The organism is Bacillus sp. FDAARGOS_235 (assembly GCF_002073415.2).
Classification (GTDB): Bacteria; Bacillota; Bacilli; order Bacillales; family Bacillaceae_G; genus Bacillus_A; species Bacillus_A toyonensis.
In genome coordinates, this window is sequence record NZ_CP020437.2 from 4,096,260 (window position 1) to 4,111,138 (window position 14,879).

A 14,879-nucleotide genomic window follows, 5' to 3' on the forward strand; every position below is an offset into this window, starting at 1 on the left:
GAGTCATATCGAATTATTCGATAAAATATACTGTTGAATGGTGCAGAGAGTAGAGAGGAGTTTATCATGGGTAGTACAAGACACTTTTATATGTTTATTTTAGCGTTTGTTCTTGTTGTGGCGTTAACGATTTATTTAATTGTTGATAGCAGCTGGTACAATACAGTTCATCCGGCATTCCTTCTGTTTATGTATGTAGGAATTGCGGTTGTTAGTTTCGGAATGAGAGACGAAATGTTAGATCGCTTTGAAAAGTGATACATATACGAAAGACCAACAGGAAAATGTTGGTCTTTTTTTCTTGCCAAAAATAGGATGGTGTGCATATACTGTATATATAAGATATATACAGTATATGCACACTGGAGGAAAACATGAATATTATTATTTCGAATTCTTCCCAAGACCCTATTTATGTACAAATAAGGAAACAATTAAGCCAGCTTATTTTAAATGGTGGTTTAAAGGGGGGAGACCAACTGCCGTCTATTCGTAGCTTAGCGAAGGAATTACAAATTAGTGTAATTACAACGAAGCGTGCGTACGAGGAACTTGAAAAAGAAGGATATATAGAAACTGTTGCTGGGAAGGGGACTTATGTTTCACGTAAAAACAATGAACTATTAAAAGAACAGCGCTTACGTTTATTGGAAAGTAAGGCTGAAGAAATTGTGAGAGAAAGTAAAGTGTTGCAGCTTTCACTTGAAGATTTACAGCAGATGATTGCGTGTTTATATGAGGGGGAATAAGGAATGTTAGAGCTAAAAAACGTTTGTAAAAGATATCAAGATTTTGCAGTGAAAAATATAAGTTTTACGCTGCCACGTGGATATATTATGGGATTTGTCGGACCGAATGGTGCTGGGAAAAGTACGACGATCAAAATGATTATGAATTTAATTAGAAAAGAGAGCGGCGATATACAAATTTTTGGCAAGGACAATAAGAAAGCAGAAAAGGAAATAAAACAAAATATCGGCTTTGTATATGATGAAAATCATTACTACGAAGATTTAACGTGTGAACAAATGAAGCGTATTATTGCACCGCTATATAAAAAGTGGGACGAATGTCAGTATCAATCGTATATGGAGAGATTACAAGTTCCAAAGTATAAAAAAATTAAAGAGTTATCTAAAGGGATGAAAATGAAATTTGCGATTGCCATCGCGCTTTCGCATCATGCAGAGTTTATTATTATGGATGAACCAACAGCAGGATTGGACCCAGTTGTTCGAAGTGAATTGCTTGATATATTGCAAGAAATTGTAATGGAAGATGAAGTATCTGTATTATTCTCAACGCACATTACAACAGACTTAGAGCGCATCGCAGATTATATTACTTTTATCAACGATGGGGAAATTATATTTACTGGTGAGAAAGATGAATTAATGGAGAGCTACGTAATCGTAAAGGGAAGTAATGATTTATTGGATCGAGAAGGAAAAGAGCTATTTGTTGGATTACGAAAAAATAAATTTGGTTTTGAAGGTTTAGCGAAGGATAAACAAGTAATTATCGATTGGTTTGGAAATGAGGTTGTACTAGAAAAGCCTACATTAGATGATATTATCGTTTACACTGCGAAAGGGAGAGGTGCCTATGCGTCAGCTCATCTATAAAGATTTGTTCTTTTTTCGGGTAACTTGGTTAGTGAATCTTATTATGCCCCTTATGTTCTTTTTACTTGAGCCCGGGAGTGAATTGTTATTTCCGATGAGTTGTCTATTTATAACCCTTTCCTCCGTTATGACGCTAATCTATATGGATGAAAGGAATAAAAGTGACATTGTAATAAATAGTTTACCGTTAAGTCGAAAGGATATCATAATTGCTAGATATATTTCCTGTGCAATATTTATTGTAGGTGGCATGCTCTCTACGATGTTAGTTGTTTTTCTTATAAGAGGCATTGTGGTCATCGGTGATATCGGTGCATATCATCCTAATCTATACATTGAAATTCCGTGGTATGAAATAATAAATGGAGCTGTTTACGCCGTATTTTTGGTTGTCACGTTTTTCCCTAGTTATTATGGTACAAAGTCGAAGGTAGTAAGAAGTATAGTATCAGCAGCCTCAATAGGAGTCGGAGGGATACTTTGGATATTTATTAGTGATGAGATCAATGGAATAGCACCTTCATTCATTGAGTGGATTATGAATCCTATGCATATTGGTGTATTTATAGTTGGATTCATTACATTAGTTAGTATTTATATCGCTTCTATGTTTCTAACAATTAAAATTTATGGAGCCCGTGATTTATAGAGAGGAGAATTCATATGCAACAGTTAATTTTGAAGGAGTTTTTCTTACAGAAGAAGATGATTCCTTTCTATTTTTTAATACCCGTTTTATCGATTTTTAGGAATTCTGTAGAACCGATGGGGATTGCAATAGGATTATTTATGACATGTAGTATGATTATATATATTTCTTTTTATTATGAAGAAAAAAGTAAAACAGAAAAAGTATTAGTGAGTTTGCCTATAACGAGAAAAGAGATAGTTATAGCTAAATATATTTCAACTACATTATTTATTATAGTCGGTTTGAGTACAACTTTTATAGTCGTAATATTAGGGAATATTTTGTTGGACAGAGATATAGTTATTCCTGGATATGCAATGTTTTCAGCAATAGTAGCAACTTTGATTTATTGTGTGATAATGATACCTACTAATTACATCGGAGGAAATAAAGCTACTACTGTCTTGTATGTAATTATGATTTTTCCTTTAATAGGTATGATTGGCCTTATGTGTAATGTTTTTGGTGATAAAACAATTATGTTAAAAGTACTTCACTCTGAGGATGCTACAGTAGCGATGAGTGTTCTTGGTATCGGAGTGTTAGTAAGTATAGTCATATCAATGTTACTCTCAATGAAAATGTTTCAAGAGGCAGAGTTATAGAAGTGGCATTTTCATGTTAGGAGGTGTAATACATGATTAAGCAATTAATTTTAAAAGATTTCATCATTCAATGGAAATTTTTAATTTGGTACATACTGTATCCTATTTTCTTTTATATGGCCTTAACAGATACGGAAAATCTGTTCATAATTATGTCAGTAATTATTACAATTGGGGCAACAGTAAAAACATTTGAAGCAGATAGTAAAAATGAGAGTGAAGTGATAGTAAATAGTTTACCAATATTGAGAAAACAAATTGTGTATGCGAAATATATAGTAGCAATTATTATTCTTTTTATAAGTGTAATAGTCGGTTGTTTCACGATGGGAATGAAGAATGGGGTTAACCTATTTGAATTTATTGAAACGACAATGGTTGCTAGTATTAGCTTTATTTTAATATATTTAAGCTTGGTTTTACCGATATCATTTTGGCTAGCATATAAAAAAGCTATTTTTATTACGCTTTTCATGCTAATAGCACCGACAGCCATTTGTACTATGTTCTTTGAAATCAACCTGGAACAAATCCAACTATATAACAGTTTATTATTCGTTAGTTCAATATGCATGTTCATAGTATCTGCCTTCGTTTCAATGAAATTGTATGAGAAGAGAGAATTTTAAAAGGTGCCTCATAAAAGGCACCTTCTTCAATATCGACAATATGAAAGTAATAGTTTATAAACAGAGAGGCTATTCGGTACAACATCTTTTGGAGTATGTAATATAAAGCTGAAAACGATAATGAGAATGAGAAAGAGGAAAAATAAAAATAGGATCTGTTTATGTATAGAATTTTGCATAGGATCCACTCCTTTTTTAGGTAGTATGTCCAAAAGGAAGGAGTGTATGAAAAATTTTAGGAGGGAGAATGATGAACAAAAGAAAATGGTTATATAGAATAGGAATACTTTTAGTTTCAATTGGTTGCATATTAGCAAACTTTTATTCGGATATACCAATGCTATTTCCTAGTTTGCATAAAGGAATTGGTATGAGTGTTGTCGTAGTTGGTCTGCTTTGTCTTATCACATCAAACTTCTATAGAAAGTCTGAATCTATATAAAAAAGGACAGTTACTCTTTTTCAGAGTAACTGTCCTTTTTAAATAACTTATTATATAGCTTGGCGATACTCCATATAATTACGATTGCAATGGAAGCGATAATGGACCAAACGATAAATAAAATTTCAAGTGTCATGTTCGGAAGGAATGCAAGAATGGATAATACTTTATGAAACAACCATTCTATTATATGAAAACTTACTTGCAGTAGAATGGCGATCACGAGTGTGATCCATGCTAACATTTGTTTTCCTTTTTCTCTCCACATGACATTCACCTCACGTTAGCTTAATAGTTTTAAGCCAACAGCGCCGCATAGAATGCAGCTTAAGAAGGCAAGACGACGCCAATCCGCTGATTCTCGGAAAATAAGAATGCCTAGAAGTGCACTTCCGGCAGTTCCGATTCCAGTCCAAATCGCGTAAGCAGTTCCCATCGGTAATGTGTCCATCGCAAGGGATAAGAAGAAGAAGCTTACGCCGAAGTTAGCGATTAAAATAACTTTTGGTGCCCAGCCTTTCTTTTCAGTGGCTACTTTCATAAAGAGTACACCAATAATTTCACAAATACCAGCTAGAATTAAAAATACCCAAGCCATTTTATGCGGCCTCCTTCGTTTCTTTTTCTTCTGTTACTCGTTTTAAACCAATTACTCCGAAGAAGATTAAACCGATTAATAAAACTTTTACGATAGAGAACGGTTCTCCGAAGATGAAAATTTCTGTAAGAACGATTCCGCCCGCTCCGATTCCTGTGAAGACTGCGTATACAGTGCCGACAGGTAAATCTTTATAAGCTCTAAATAATAAGACGAAACTAATTGTAATTAATAGCGCAACACCAGCCCACTCAAGTGGTGCCTCCGCTTTTTTTAGTCCAATCACCCAAAAGATTTCAATAATACCAGCGATGATTACATAAATCCATGCCATATGTCATTTCTCCTTCCTACCAGTCGTTAGGTAAAGGGCTTAAAAACGACGCATTGCAAAGGAGCAATCCGTCAGTTTGAAAGTCCGCGCCAAAATACTTTCCAAGAAGCGTCTAAACGTGTCTCAAAACGATTTAAACCTGCGTATAGTAGTTCAACCATAAGACCGTCGAGTAAGCATAGAAAAGCCTCTAAGGCGTCTTTTACTTCAATGTTATGCAGCTCATCTTGTTCGCTTGCTCTTTTAAATACCGGGAATAAAAGTTTTCCGACGTTTTCAATGTGTACATTTGCTTTATTAATAATTTGTTCGCGAAATGCATCAGGCGGAAAATAAGAAGTTCGTAACCAAAACATTGATTCTTCACTTTCACCAAATCGTTTTGCGTAGCCTTTTAATAATTTTAATAGCAATTCTTCAGTGGACGAATTGGAAAAGCTTTCGATATCGCCTGTGAAGCTCTGCAAATCTTTTTGAAGAGCAGATTCTAAGCATATGAAATATAGCTCTTCTTTTCCTTTAAAGTGTGCGTAAATCGATGGTTTTTTAATCCCAACTTCTTGGGCAATATTTGCCAATGAAGTTCCTTCATAGCCGTAGCGTGCGAAATGAGAAAGTGCTACAGCTTTAATGCGATTTGCTGTCATTTTCATCCCCTACCTACCGTTCGTTAGGTTTATTATATGAGATAAAAAACACAAAGTCAATAGGTGAAAAGCTGAAAAAGAGTGCTATAGTTAACGCTCCTTTTCAGACTGTTTTTCGCTCAATTAAATGGAATGGAAGTTCTTCTGAGTTCCCGGTTATTTGTTCGTCCTGCATCTGTTTATGGAATAAGGTAAAAGCACGTGATCCCATCGTAAGACCAGGGTGTTCAATAGTCGAAATTTCTAACGCCTTTGAAATTTCATGGTTATCGAATCCTAAAATAGCGAGATCTTCAGGGACGCGAACACCATGTTTCTTTGCTTCTGTTAATAAACCGGCAGCTACTTGGTCATTCGCTGTGAAAATAGCAGTTGGACGATTTTTCATATGTAAAATACGGTGGAGTATTTGTGCACCGTCCTGCATTGTATAGCATTGATGAAAAATCCATTCAGGATGTAACGTTTGACCTTCGTTATGAAGTGTATCAGCAAACGCTTTTTCACGTTCCATAGAATTTACACTCGTTTTTCTTGCTAAACAAATTCCGATTTTTTCATGGCCTTTACTTAGTAAATATGCAGTACCGAGCCGGAATCCTTCATAATGATCTACGTAGACAGATGAAATGAGGGGGTGGTTCATTTTTTCACATGAAATAATAGGGGCGAATTTTGCGAAAGGTTCGATTTGTTCCCATGAACTCGTTCGAGAACAAATAATCATCCCGTCAAATTGTTTCATTTTCATCATTTCAAGAACACGAATTTCTTCAATACTATCGTAATTTGTTTGGCATAAATTAATGTGATATCCAGCTGCTAACGCTTCGTTTCCGATTCCTTCAATAATGGTACTGAAGTAAGGGACATTAATGAAAGGGAGCATAACCCCGATTGTATATGTTTTCCCCTTTATTAAATGAATAGCATTTATATTTTTTGCGTAGTTTAATTCTTCAACCGCCTCTAGAACTCGTTTCCGTTTGTCTTCTTTTACGTAAGGGTGATTATTTAAGACACGGGAAACGGTTGATATAGATACACCAGCAGTTTTAGCGATTTGTTTTATATTGGCCATATGGATCACCTCTTTACTTATTATAAAGGGAAAATAAGTAGAATGAAAAAATCTTGACCTGAAAAGCTTTTCACAATCTATGTTATAAATAGGACTTCTATTATTCGCGTAACCATTTCGTTTGGGCGTAAGAATAGCGAAGTCTTTCTGTTTGTTTGAAAGCAGTTTTGTCAAAATGTGTGAGAATAACGAGGAAAGTTTTCAAAGGTGGAGTGTGGCATTCAAGCGAATATGAACAACATATAAACGCTTTGTTCGTTAAGAGGGCGGTATGAAAGGGCGGAAACAAATTGAAAAAAGGAATCATTTGTTTCGTGTTTTCTAGTGTATTACTTAGCTCATGTTCATTTCAGCAAACGATGCAAGAAGAAAAAACATTTGTGGGAACAACAGGTGGGGCTACAGATCGCGTTACGGATCCGATTCCGTTAAAAGAACTTCCAAAATATTTTCCGGCGAAATTTAAAGTTCCTACCTTTTTACCGTATGACATTACGAGTGATGTGTTGGGTGAAGTAAGAACGATTGAAAAGAAGAATGCTGTCTTAACGATTAAATATAAACAACAGGAGCAAGGTAGACATGAGTATATTGAGCTAACTGTTGCAAATTTCCCTTACAGTTTTCCGGATTTTGTAGAAGAAAAGCGATTTCAAGAACAAATGAAATTGAATAATGGAGCGTCTGCTTATTTTAAAAATAAAGATGACTTCGAGAGAGGAGAGGAATTTGCTACGCTTCTATGGAAAGAAAAGGGGATTGAATATCAGTTATTATATCGTAATGTAGAAGAGAACGATGCAGATGTAATAAAAAAGAATCTATATTACATTGCAAACAATATGAAATAAAAAACTAACTGCAGCATGCAGCTAGTTTTTGTATGTTATTTCTTTTTAATTTTACCTGTCCAAGATTTAAATCCACCTTGTAATTGGTAGAAATCTTTGTAACCTTGTTTTTTTAAGTATTGAGCTGCACGGCCTGTACGGAATCCGCTTTGGCAGTATAAGTAAACAGGTTGATCTTGGCGAAGTTCTTTATGACGAAGGCGAATTTGTGATAACGGAATGTTACGTGCACCTAAAATGTGTCCTGCGTTATATTCGTCTGCTTCGCGAATATCGATAAGCTGTGCTTTACGGTAGCCAGCGCGAAATTCTTCTTCTGTAAGAGTTTTAATTAATTTTTTCTGATAGAAATACATCCATACAGTGTAACCGATGAACGCTACGATTACGGCTAATAAAATAATCCAAGTTGTTGACACGGTTCTATCGCTCCCTTTTTTCTTATCCTACTTTCAATATTATAATGCCCATATGTATTTATGCAACAGATTCATTTGTATATAAGGAGAAATTTCGTATTCTTTCACAAATTTTGTCGAATTTGGTAGACTAGAGAATGTGAAAAATAATTGGTTATATGAGGTGTAGGATGGGAAAAGAAAAATGGTGTTATATTAACTCTGGTCAATGTTCACCAGCGTTTAATATGGCGTTAGACGAATGTTTATTAAATTGGCAAAGTGAAAAGAAGATGCAACCAACAATTCGTTTTTATGAATGGGAAGTACCAACATTAACAGTCGGGTATTTCCAGCGTGTTGAAAAAGATATAAATATGGATGTAGTTAACGAAAAGAAATATGGGTTCGTTCGTCGTCAAACAGGCGGCAGGGGTGTACTACATGACAAAGAATTAACGTACAGTGTTATTGTGTCTGAAGATCATCCAAATATGCCAAAAACAGTTACGGAAGCATACCGCGTTATTTCGCAAGGCTTATTGGACGGTTTTAAGGCATTAGGATTAGAAGCGTATTATGCAGTTCCGAAAACAGAGGCGGATCGTGAGAATTTAAAAAATCCGCGTTCAGGAGTATGTTTTGATGCGCCATCTTGGTATGAAATTGTAGTTGAAGGAAGAAAAATCGCAGGTAGTGCTCAAACACGTCAAAAAGGTGTTATTTTACAGCACGGATCGATTCCGTTAGAAATAGATTTAGACGAACTATACGACCTATTTTTATTCCCAAATGAACGTGTGAAAGAACGTATGAAAAGTATGTTTTCTTCTAAAGCGGTAGCAATTAATAAATTGACAGACCGTACATTTACGATCGAACAGTTAATTAAAGCGTTCGAGGTTGGGTTTGAAAAAGGATTGGATATAGAGCTTGTGCCATATGAATTAACAGAAGAACAGTTACATGAAGTTCAAACGTTAGCAAAAGAAAAGTATGAAAGTAAGGAATGGAATTATAAAAAATAAGAGATGGCGATTGCCATCTCTTATTTTTTTATAGTAAATTAAGTACTTTTTCTACTTTGATTCCTTTATCTTGTAAAGAACGAAGGCGATTTACAACGTCCATAATTTCTTTGTCGAATGTAACGCTAATACCTTGGCTTTGTAGTTCTTCTTTTAAGCCTTCAATAGAATCATCTATGTCGATGCCAAGCTCGTAATCTTGACAAACTTCAATTGTCTTTTTCACGAGTTTCACATAATTTTCTTGTAGTTTTGAATTTGTTTCAGTCAAAGCAGGTTGTTTCGGTTTTGCTGGAGCAACCGGTACTGTCTCTGGCTTTGTAACTGAAGTAGGGACTACTTTTTTCACAGGTGCTGGAGTAGTTAGTTCTACAGCTGCTTCTACGCTTACTGGCTTCGGCGTCGGTACCGGAGTAGGCTTAGGGGCCATAGCAGGTGTTTCTACACGCGTAATAGGTTTAGGAGCAGGTGTAACTGCTTTTGGAGCTTCTACAACTACTTCTTTTTTCGGTGTGGCTTCTACCGGTGTTTCTTCTTGACCAGCAGCCTCTTTATTTTCTTTACTCCACATAACGCGTTCTATTTCTAGAGAAACATTGTTTTTGTTCATCGCTGATAATGTAACTTTACCAACTTCAGCGTTTCCAGTGAAATCAACAATTTTATAAATAACACTCTTGTTCCAATCCACGTTTCCGCTCAAAAATAATTCTTCGTTACATTTCGGCGTTAAGCCCTCGATTTTAATTTCTGCGTTTACACCGTTTTCACTGTATACCATAATTAGCGAAGCATTTACATCTTCGTCTGCTAACATTAGTTCACGTACCATTTTGCCGGTGCGTACTTGCGTTTTCTTCTTAACTGACATCTAATTTCTCCTCTCAAAAATTCAGTAATAATAAAAAAATCGTATAACGAAAAATAATTGCTCACGAAGATTTATGATACCGATAATAAAAGCATCACGTCAACAATTAACTTTAATTATTTTGCATTTTTCTTATTTTCTTTATGAAATTTTTCAATTTGTAAAATTAGACAGAAGAAAAACAGCCTTTTGAAAGGCTGTTAAAAATTTGATTTTTTGTATAGTAATTTATATAAAATGAAAAATAAGATAGCAATTAAGGCATTTTGCCAAAAGGTTAGGTGGTAAATGAGATAAGGTTGCTTTTTAAAATAAATATTTAAGAATACAGCTGAACAAAATGGAGTAGCAAAAGCGATACCAAATAGAATTCGTCTTTTCCAATTCATCTTTTGATTAAAGGAGTAACGCTTTAGTAAATATAAAATAAGTAGGATTCCTAGTACAATTAGTAAAACAGACAAAGTGGTTCCCAGGATACTAAAAGGTGGACTTATTATTTCGGTTTTCTTTTCAAAAAAGAAAATGAAAAGAGAAGCAATGGCGTCCATTCCAAACTGTATAGCAAGAAGTAAGCTAATAACAAAACCGATTAAAGAAGTTTTTTCTAACTTTGTTTGAGCTGGTAAAGCCGATATGAGTTCATCACAATAAGATTGTAAGTCATTGCCGAAAATATCATAAGCATTTTTATTTTCTCTTTGTGCTTCGATGAGATGATCTAATATTTCTAATAATAGTTCTTCTACTTGTTGTTCAGGTACGTTAGATAACCGAAGATATACTAGCATATCGCCATAAGAAGCTTCGTTTTCAAATGTTAGAAGTTTGCGTTTTTTGTTGTTCAATTCAATCATGTCTTGCGTATTCATCCCTATCACTCTCCCTGTAATAAGTTGTTCACCGTTGTCGAAACCATTCCCCAGCTTTGTTTAAATTCTTCAAGCTGTTCTATTCCTTTATCGGTTACATGATAATATTTTCGCTTTGGACCGAGTGAGGAAGCTTTTAATGTTCCTTCAATTAGCCGCTCTTTTTGCATACGTAACAATAACGGATATATGCTTCCTTCGCTGACAAATGTAAAGCCGTATTTATTTAATTTTGTACTCAGCTCATATCCATACACTTCTTCTTGCGAAATGATGTATAGGATGCAACCTTCGAGTACACCTTTTAACATTTGGCTATGCATGATTTCCCCACCTTTTATTCAGGTAACTTGCCTTGCAACGCAAGTTACTGAAGTGGAAAACTTTAATGCGTTTTAATTTTTCCGTGTTCTCCATACTAACGAGAGGAGGGAAGTATATGAAACCGTTTATGCCAAAACTTGTTTACTTTGAACCGAAGGCACTCGAATATCCACTTGGAAAAGAGCTGTATGAGAAGTTTACGAAGATGGGATTAGAAATTCGTGAAACGACATCCCATAATCAAATTAGAAATTTGCCAGGTGAAAATGATTTGCAAAAGTATCGCAATGCAAAGGCAACGCTTGTCGTTGGGGTGAGGAAGACATTAAAGTTTGATACGTCAAAGCCGTCAGCTGAATATGCAATTCCGCTTGCAACAGGGTGTATGGGACATTGCCATTATTGTTATTTGCAAACGACCCTTGGTAGTAAACCTTACGTTCGTGTATATGTGAATCTAGATGAAATATTTGAGAAGGCACAGCAATATATGGATGAAAGGGCACCAGAAATAACAAGATTTGAAGCGGCGTGTACATCAGATATCGTTGGAATTGATCATTTAACGCATGCTTTAAAGCGAACGATCGAATTTATGGGAGAAAGTGAGCATGGGCGTTTACGTTTCGTTACGAAATATTCGCACGTTGATCATTTATTAGATGCAAAGCATAATGGGAAAACGCGTTTTCGATTTAGCATTAATTCACGTTATGTGATTAAAAATTTTGAACCGGGGACATCGCCGTTCGAAGAGAGAATTGAGGCTGCTCGTAAAGTGGCAGGGGCTAATTATCCACTTGGCTTTATAGTTGCGCCACTTTATATGCATGAAGGATGGGAAGAGGGGTATCGTGAATTGTTTGAGAGATTATACAATGCCTTGAAAGATATGGTGATACCAAATTTAACGTTTGAATTAATTCAGCATCGCTTTACGAAGCCGGCAAAAAAGGTCATTCAAGCGCGTTATCCGAATACGAAACTTGAAATGGACGAAGAGAAGCGGAAATATAAATGGGGACGATACGGTATTGGGAAATACGTCTATAAAAAAGATGATGCAGAAGTATTGGAGGAAACGATTCGAGGATATATTCGTCACTTTTTTCCTGACGCAGAAATTCAATATTTCACATGAAAGGAACTTGTATTTGATTGCGGGTTCTTTTCTCTTTTGCAGATTTAGGCTCGTTTCTACCTTGTCACGTTATTCTTTCTGGTGTATCATTTTATTGATTGCTTCGTTCGGAATAAGCAAAATGAAATTGGATGGAGGAAACCGATGCCTACCCCTAGTATGGAAGATTATATTGAACAAATTTATTTGTTGATTGATGAAAAGGGTTATGCCCGCGTATCTGATATTGCTGAAGCGCTTAGTGTACATCCATCCTCTGTAACAAAAATGGTGCAAAAATTAGACAAAGATGAATATCTAATTTATGAAAAATATAGAGGGCTTGTATTAACATCAAAAGGTAAAAAAATCGGAGAACGTCTCGTATATCGTCATGACTTGCTAGAGCAGTTTATGCGTATTATTGGTTTGGATGAAAGCAAGATTTACAATGATGTTGAAGGGATTGAACATCATTTAAGTTGGGAAGCAATTGACCGTATCGGTGATTTAGTACAATATTTTGAACAAGATGAGGTTCGAGTAGAAACACTTCGTGGTGTTCAAAAAGCAAATGAAGAGAAAAGTAATTAAGGGGAACGGATGGCGTTTCCTTTTTTATTTCAATCGAAAAGGACGGGAGAATTATGAAAGCAATTATTTTTGATTTTGATGGATTAATTGTGGACACAGAAACAATATGGTTTCACTCTTTCAGAGATGCTGTTCGTGAGTACGGCGGAGAGTTACCTTTAGAGGAATTTGCGAAATGTATTGGAACGACAGATAATGTACTTTATGCATATTTAAAGGAACAATTAAAAGAAAAGTTTAACGAGCGTGCACTAAAAGAAAAGGTGACGACTTTACATAAAGAGAAAATGAAAATACCAGAAGCGCGTGATGGGGTAAAAGAATATTTAGAAGAAGCGAAAGAAATGGGATTGAAAATCGCATTAGCTTCTAGTTCATCTAGAGAATGGGTTGTTCGTTTTTTAGAAGATCTACAGATTCGAGATTATTTTGAAGTAATTAAAACGAGAGAAGATGTTGAGAAGGTAAAACCAGATCCAGCACTTTATCGAATTGCAATAGAGGAATTAGGAATTGAACCATCAGAAGCTGTTGTATTTGAAGACTCATTAAATGGATTGAAAGCAGCGGTTGCGGCAGGATTAAAATGCGTCGTTGTTCCAAATGATGTGACAAGAAATTTACCATTTGAAAATCATCACCTTCGAATTGAAAGTATGATAGATAAAACTTTGAAAGAAGTGCTTGAAAGTATAAAGAAAGACCGTATTTCCTAAAAGGAAGCACGGTCTTTCTTTTTGTTTTTTTTACCTTCAATGACAGTTAAATGAGATTGTTTTCTTTTTCGTTTCAACGATGGAGAATTACCCTTTTTGCCCTTGTCATCAGAAGTATTTCGTTTCAAGAATGAATTGCTTAGGGGTGCTACATTTTGTTTCCCATGTTTGCGGTTCGATTGTTTTGCAGCGCGCTTATATGAGCTTTGCGAATTTGCAGAACCACTGGAATTAGTAAACATCTTGTATAGCAAGTAAAAGATACCGACAACAAGTAACATATACCCGATATTTCTTAATACACCCATTGGATTTGTAATTACAGATGAAACAAGGCCGAATATTGCTAATCCAATTATAAGCACAAATATAGCGAAAGTAAACGAACGACCGTTCATAAGGAACACCTCCTAAAAACATATATTAAAATTAGTATATTAACGATGAGGAGAGGAGTTGAACACCATTTTTAAATAATTATTGTTTGTTTTCTAAACGTAATAATTCTTCAAACGATGCAATAGCTACTTCCACTTGATCATCTGTTGGTTCTTTCGTTGTTAATAGTTGCAGCCATAATCCGGGATATCCAAGTATGCGTAATACAGGAATGTCTCGCAATCGATTCGTAAATTGTAGTACTTCAAACGAAATGCCGAGAACGACTGGAATTAATAAAATTCGGTTTATTACTCGTGCCCAAAGTGGATCTGTAGGAACGAGGAAATAAACAAACATTCCAATAATGACTGTAAATATAATAAAGCTACTACCACATCTATAATGGAGGCGGGTTTGCTTTTGGACGTTTTCTACAGTCATAGGAAGATTATTCTCATAAGCATTAATTACTTTATGCTCTGCACCGTGATACTGAAATACCCGTTTAATAAGTGGGGTTAAAGAAATAAAGTATATATAGCTCAATAGTAGCATGAGCTTAATGACACTTTCGACAATGATTTGCCCTGTATGAGATGGGAAAATCGGTCTCGTTAATTCAGCTAATAGTGCAGGAACTGCTGTGAAAATGACTTTACCGAATATGAAAGATAAAACGCCAACTGCTGCAACTCCTAATACCATCGTTAATTTTGATTGTTCTTCTTTTTTATTTGCAATTTGTTCATCATCTTCTGGGTGGACATCAAATCGTTCTGAAGCGAAGTTTAAATGCTTTGCTCCATTCGCACTTGCGTCCACAATGGCGGCAATACCTCGTAAAAATGGAATTTTTTTTAGGATAGATAATGCTTTATTACGAACGCGTGGTAATCGATAAAATTCAATCGATTTATCTTTACGACGAACCGCTGTAACAGTATATTCTCTACCGCCAAACATAACTCCTTCTATGACTGCTTGCCCGCCATATATTTGTTTTGACTCTTCTGCCATGTTAACACCAACCTGTATTTGTTTCTCTCTTATGTAGAAAAAGAGGCAATTGTCA

At 35.4% G+C, this 14,879-nt stretch carries 23 protein-coding genes; 12 read left to right on the forward strand and 11 right to left on the reverse strand.

The features are described 5' to 3' along the window. Positions 1 to 66 precede the first annotated feature (66 nt). The 7 genes from A6J74_RS23365 (at position 67) to A6J74_RS23400 (ending at position 3,992) form a co-directional block, all read left to right on the forward strand. Positions 67 to 258, forward strand: coding sequence for a hypothetical protein (locus A6J74_RS23365; protein WP_000535934.1), 192 nt, complete (start codon positions 67 to 69; stop codon positions 256 to 258). 116 nt (positions 259 to 374) lie between these two features. After that, positions 375 to 749 (forward strand): GntR family transcriptional regulator, encoded by a 375-nt coding sequence (locus A6J74_RS23370; RefSeq protein ID WP_001021357.1) that lies wholly within the window; start codon positions 375 to 377, stop codon positions 747 to 749. Between the two features lie 3 nt (positions 750 to 752). After that, positions 753 to 1,625: an ABC transporter ATP-binding protein gene (locus tag A6J74_RS23375; protein ID WP_000891283.1), complete on the forward strand. Its 873-nt coding sequence runs from the start codon at positions 753 to 755 to the stop codon at positions 1,623 to 1,625. Then, positions 1,606 to 2,274, forward strand: a complete 669-nt coding sequence (locus tag A6J74_RS23380) for an ABC-2 transporter permease (RefSeq protein WP_001249435.1) — start codon at positions 1,606 to 1,608, stop codon at positions 2,272 to 2,274. Before A6J74_RS23375 ends, A6J74_RS23380 begins: the two co-directional genes overlap by 20 nt. Positions 2,275 to 2,288: 14 nt before the next feature. Continuing rightward, positions 2,289 to 2,921 (forward strand): ABC-2 transporter permease, encoded by a 633-nt coding sequence (locus A6J74_RS23385; RefSeq protein WP_001186575.1) that lies wholly within the window; start codon positions 2,289 to 2,291, stop codon positions 2,919 to 2,921. A 32-nt stretch (positions 2,922 to 2,953) separates the two neighbouring features. Next, entirely contained in the window at positions 2,954 to 3,550 is a 597-nt protein-coding gene (locus A6J74_RS23390; protein WP_000595334.1) for an ABC-2 transporter permease, read from the forward strand. Between the two features lie 250 nt (positions 3,551 to 3,800). After that, the gene (locus A6J74_RS23400) at positions 3,801 to 3,992 is read left to right on the forward strand and encodes a hypothetical protein (RefSeq protein ID WP_001042435.1); all 192 of its coding nucleotides are present in this window, start codon (positions 3,801 to 3,803) and stop codon (positions 3,990 to 3,992) included. Between the two features lie 10 nt (positions 3,993 to 4,002). On the opposite strand, the gene A6J74_RS23405 is transcribed toward A6J74_RS23400, so the two are convergent. The 5 genes from A6J74_RS23405 to A6J74_RS23425 all read right to left on the reverse strand — a co-directional run bounded on the left by A6J74_RS23405 (position 4,003) and on the right by A6J74_RS23425 (position 6,652). After that, positions 4,003 to 4,260: a DUF3975 family protein gene (locus A6J74_RS23405; protein WP_000267968.1), complete on the reverse strand. Its 258-nt coding sequence runs from the start codon at positions 4,258 to 4,260 to the stop codon at positions 4,003 to 4,005. Between the two features lie 15 nt (positions 4,261 to 4,275). Then, entirely contained in the window at positions 4,276 to 4,590 is a 315-nt protein-coding gene (locus A6J74_RS23410; protein ID WP_000312621.1) for a DMT family transporter, read from the reverse strand. A 1-nt stretch (position 4,591) separates the two neighbouring features. Next, the gene (locus A6J74_RS23415; protein WP_000312340.1) at positions 4,592 to 4,924 is read right to left on the reverse strand and encodes a DMT family transporter; all 333 of its coding nucleotides are present in this window, start codon (positions 4,922 to 4,924) and stop codon (positions 4,592 to 4,594) included. A 71-nt stretch (positions 4,925 to 4,995) separates the two neighbouring features. After that, a complete protein-coding gene (locus A6J74_RS23420) occupies positions 4,996 to 5,577 on the reverse strand; it encodes a TetR/AcrR family transcriptional regulator (protein WP_002005730.1) in 582 nt (193 codons plus the stop codon). A 97-nt stretch (positions 5,578 to 5,674) separates the two neighbouring features. Further along, the gene (locus A6J74_RS23425) at positions 5,675 to 6,652 is read right to left on the reverse strand and encodes a LacI family DNA-binding transcriptional regulator (protein ID WP_001273954.1); all 978 of its coding nucleotides are present in this window, start codon (positions 6,650 to 6,652) and stop codon (positions 5,675 to 5,677) included. Between the two features lie 314 nt (positions 6,653 to 6,966). Between A6J74_RS23425 and A6J74_RS23430 the strand changes: the two genes are divergently transcribed. After that, the gene (locus tag A6J74_RS23430; protein ID WP_002048959.1) at positions 6,967 to 7,503 is read left to right on the forward strand and encodes a hypothetical protein; all 537 of its coding nucleotides are present in this window, start codon (positions 6,967 to 6,969) and stop codon (positions 7,501 to 7,503) included. A 35-nt stretch (positions 7,504 to 7,538) separates the two neighbouring features. On the opposite strand, the gene A6J74_RS23435 is transcribed toward A6J74_RS23430, so the two are convergent. Continuing rightward, positions 7,539 to 7,922 carry a rhodanese-like domain-containing protein gene (locus A6J74_RS23435; protein ID WP_000108653.1) on the reverse strand — a complete coding sequence of 128 codons (384 nt, stop codon included), beginning with the start codon at positions 7,920 to 7,922 and terminating at the stop codon, positions 7,539 to 7,541. A gap of 170 nt (positions 7,923 to 8,092) precedes the next feature. Between A6J74_RS23435 and A6J74_RS23440 the strand changes: the two genes are divergently transcribed. Beyond that, positions 8,093 to 8,929 (forward strand): lipoate--protein ligase family protein, encoded by an 837-nt coding sequence (locus A6J74_RS23440; protein ID WP_000514090.1) that lies wholly within the window; start codon positions 8,093 to 8,095, stop codon positions 8,927 to 8,929. A gap of 28 nt (positions 8,930 to 8,957) precedes the next feature. On the opposite strand, the gene A6J74_RS23445 is transcribed toward A6J74_RS23440, so the two are convergent. From A6J74_RS23445 to A6J74_RS23455, 3 genes are all read right to left on the reverse strand, one after another. Then, entirely contained in the window at positions 8,958 to 9,800 is an 843-nt protein-coding gene (locus A6J74_RS23445) for a hypothetical protein (RefSeq protein WP_000111888.1), read from the reverse strand. Between the two features lie 200 nt (positions 9,801 to 10,000). After that, a complete protein-coding gene (locus A6J74_RS23450) occupies positions 10,001 to 10,672 on the reverse strand; it encodes a DUF1129 family protein (RefSeq protein WP_001095941.1) in 672 nt (223 codons plus the stop codon). A 5-nt stretch (positions 10,673 to 10,677) separates the two neighbouring features. Beyond that, positions 10,678 to 10,995 (reverse strand): PadR family transcriptional regulator, encoded by a 318-nt coding sequence (locus A6J74_RS23455; RefSeq protein WP_000556090.1) that lies wholly within the window; start codon positions 10,993 to 10,995, stop codon positions 10,678 to 10,680. A gap of 116 nt (positions 10,996 to 11,111) precedes the next feature. Between A6J74_RS23455 and splB the strand changes: the two genes are divergently transcribed. The 3 genes from splB (at position 11,112) to A6J74_RS23470 (ending at position 13,426) form a co-directional block, all read left to right on the forward strand. Continuing rightward, entirely contained in the window at positions 11,112 to 12,137 is a 1,026-nt protein-coding gene (gene splB, locus A6J74_RS23460; RefSeq protein WP_000802126.1) for a spore photoproduct lyase, read from the forward strand. Between the two features lie 144 nt (positions 12,138 to 12,281). After that, a complete protein-coding gene (gene mntR / locus A6J74_RS23465) occupies positions 12,282 to 12,710 on the forward strand; it encodes a transcriptional regulator MntR (RefSeq protein ID WP_001143071.1) in 429 nt (142 codons plus the stop codon). 53 nt (positions 12,711 to 12,763) lie between these two features. Next, positions 12,764 to 13,426 (forward strand): HAD family hydrolase, encoded by a 663-nt coding sequence (locus A6J74_RS23470; RefSeq protein WP_000643926.1) that lies wholly within the window; start codon positions 12,764 to 12,766, stop codon positions 13,424 to 13,426. Here A6J74_RS23470 and A6J74_RS23475 read toward each other — a convergent pair. Beyond that, a complete protein-coding gene (locus A6J74_RS23475; RefSeq protein WP_001014465.1) occupies positions 13,423 to 13,824 on the reverse strand; it encodes an SA1362 family protein in 402 nt (133 codons plus the stop codon). The genes A6J74_RS23470 and A6J74_RS23475 overlap by 4 nt on opposite strands. Before the next feature lie 79 nt (positions 13,825 to 13,903). Then, the gene (locus A6J74_RS23480) at positions 13,904 to 14,824 is read right to left on the reverse strand and encodes a DUF1385 domain-containing protein (RefSeq protein WP_000797102.1); all 921 of its coding nucleotides are present in this window, start codon (positions 14,822 to 14,824) and stop codon (positions 13,904 to 13,906) included. Positions 14,825 to 14,879 lie beyond the last annotated feature (55 nt).

What these genes read in the sequence shown, in the direction of transcription:
- A6J74_RS23440 (WP_000514090.1), top strand. Translation starts at nt 8,093, where the DNA reads ATGGGAAAAGAAAAATGGTGTTATATTAACTCTGGTCAATGTTCACCA.
- splB (WP_000802126.1), top strand. Translation starts at nt 11,112, where the DNA reads ATGAAACCGTTTATGCCAAAACTTGTTTACTTTGAACCGAAGGCACTC.
- A6J74_RS23475 (WP_001014465.1), bottom strand. Translation starts at nt 13,824, where the DNA reads ATGAACGGTCGTTCGTTTACTTTCGCTATATTTGTGCTTATAATTGGA.
- A6J74_RS23405 (WP_000267968.1), bottom strand. Translation starts at nt 4,260, where the DNA reads ATGTGGAGAGAAAAAGGAAAACAAATGTTAGCATGGATCACACTCGTG.
- A6J74_RS23425 (WP_001273954.1), bottom strand. Translation starts at nt 6,652, where the DNA reads ATGGCCAATATAAAACAAATCGCTAAAACTGCTGGTGTATCTATATCA.
- A6J74_RS23375 (WP_000891283.1), top strand. Translation starts at nt 753, where the DNA reads ATGTTAGAGCTAAAAAACGTTTGTAAAAGATATCAAGATTTTGCAGTG.
- mntR (WP_001143071.1), top strand. Translation starts at nt 12,282, where the DNA reads ATGCCTACCCCTAGTATGGAAGATTATATTGAACAAATTTATTTGTTG.
- A6J74_RS23470 (WP_000643926.1), top strand. Translation starts at nt 12,764, where the DNA reads ATGAAAGCAATTATTTTTGATTTTGATGGATTAATTGTGGACACAGAA.
- A6J74_RS23450 (WP_001095941.1), bottom strand. Translation starts at nt 10,672, where the DNA reads ATGAATACGCAAGACATGATTGAATTGAACAACAAAAAACGCAAACTT.
- A6J74_RS23410 (WP_000312621.1), bottom strand. Translation starts at nt 4,590, where the DNA reads ATGGCTTGGGTATTTTTAATTCTAGCTGGTATTTGTGAAATTATTGGT.
- A6J74_RS23400 (WP_001042435.1), top strand. Translation starts at nt 3,801, where the DNA reads ATGAACAAAAGAAAATGGTTATATAGAATAGGAATACTTTTAGTTTCA.
- A6J74_RS23390 (WP_000595334.1), top strand. Translation starts at nt 2,954, where the DNA reads ATGATTAAGCAATTAATTTTAAAAGATTTCATCATTCAATGGAAATTT.
- A6J74_RS23380 (WP_001249435.1), top strand. Translation starts at nt 1,606, where the DNA reads ATGCGTCAGCTCATCTATAAAGATTTGTTCTTTTTTCGGGTAACTTGG.
- A6J74_RS23480 (WP_000797102.1), bottom strand. Translation starts at nt 14,824, where the DNA reads ATGGCAGAAGAGTCAAAACAAATATATGGCGGGCAAGCAGTCATAGAA.
- A6J74_RS23455 (WP_000556090.1), bottom strand. Translation starts at nt 10,995, where the DNA reads ATGCATAGCCAAATGTTAAAAGGTGTACTCGAAGGTTGCATCCTATAC.
- A6J74_RS23420 (WP_002005730.1), bottom strand. Translation starts at nt 5,577, where the DNA reads ATGAAAATGACAGCAAATCGCATTAAAGCTGTAGCACTTTCTCATTTC.
- A6J74_RS23365 (WP_000535934.1), top strand. Translation starts at nt 67, where the DNA reads ATGGGTAGTACAAGACACTTTTATATGTTTATTTTAGCGTTTGTTCTT.
- A6J74_RS23370 (WP_001021357.1), top strand. Translation starts at nt 375, where the DNA reads ATGAATATTATTATTTCGAATTCTTCCCAAGACCCTATTTATGTACAA.
- A6J74_RS23385 (WP_001186575.1), top strand. Translation starts at nt 2,289, where the DNA reads ATGCAACAGTTAATTTTGAAGGAGTTTTTCTTACAGAAGAAGATGATT.
- A6J74_RS23445 (WP_000111888.1), bottom strand. Translation starts at nt 9,800, where the DNA reads ATGTCAGTTAAGAAGAAAACGCAAGTACGCACCGGCAAAATGGTACGT.
- A6J74_RS23415 (WP_000312340.1), bottom strand. Translation starts at nt 4,924, where the DNA reads ATGGCATGGATTTATGTAATCATCGCTGGTATTATTGAAATCTTTTGG.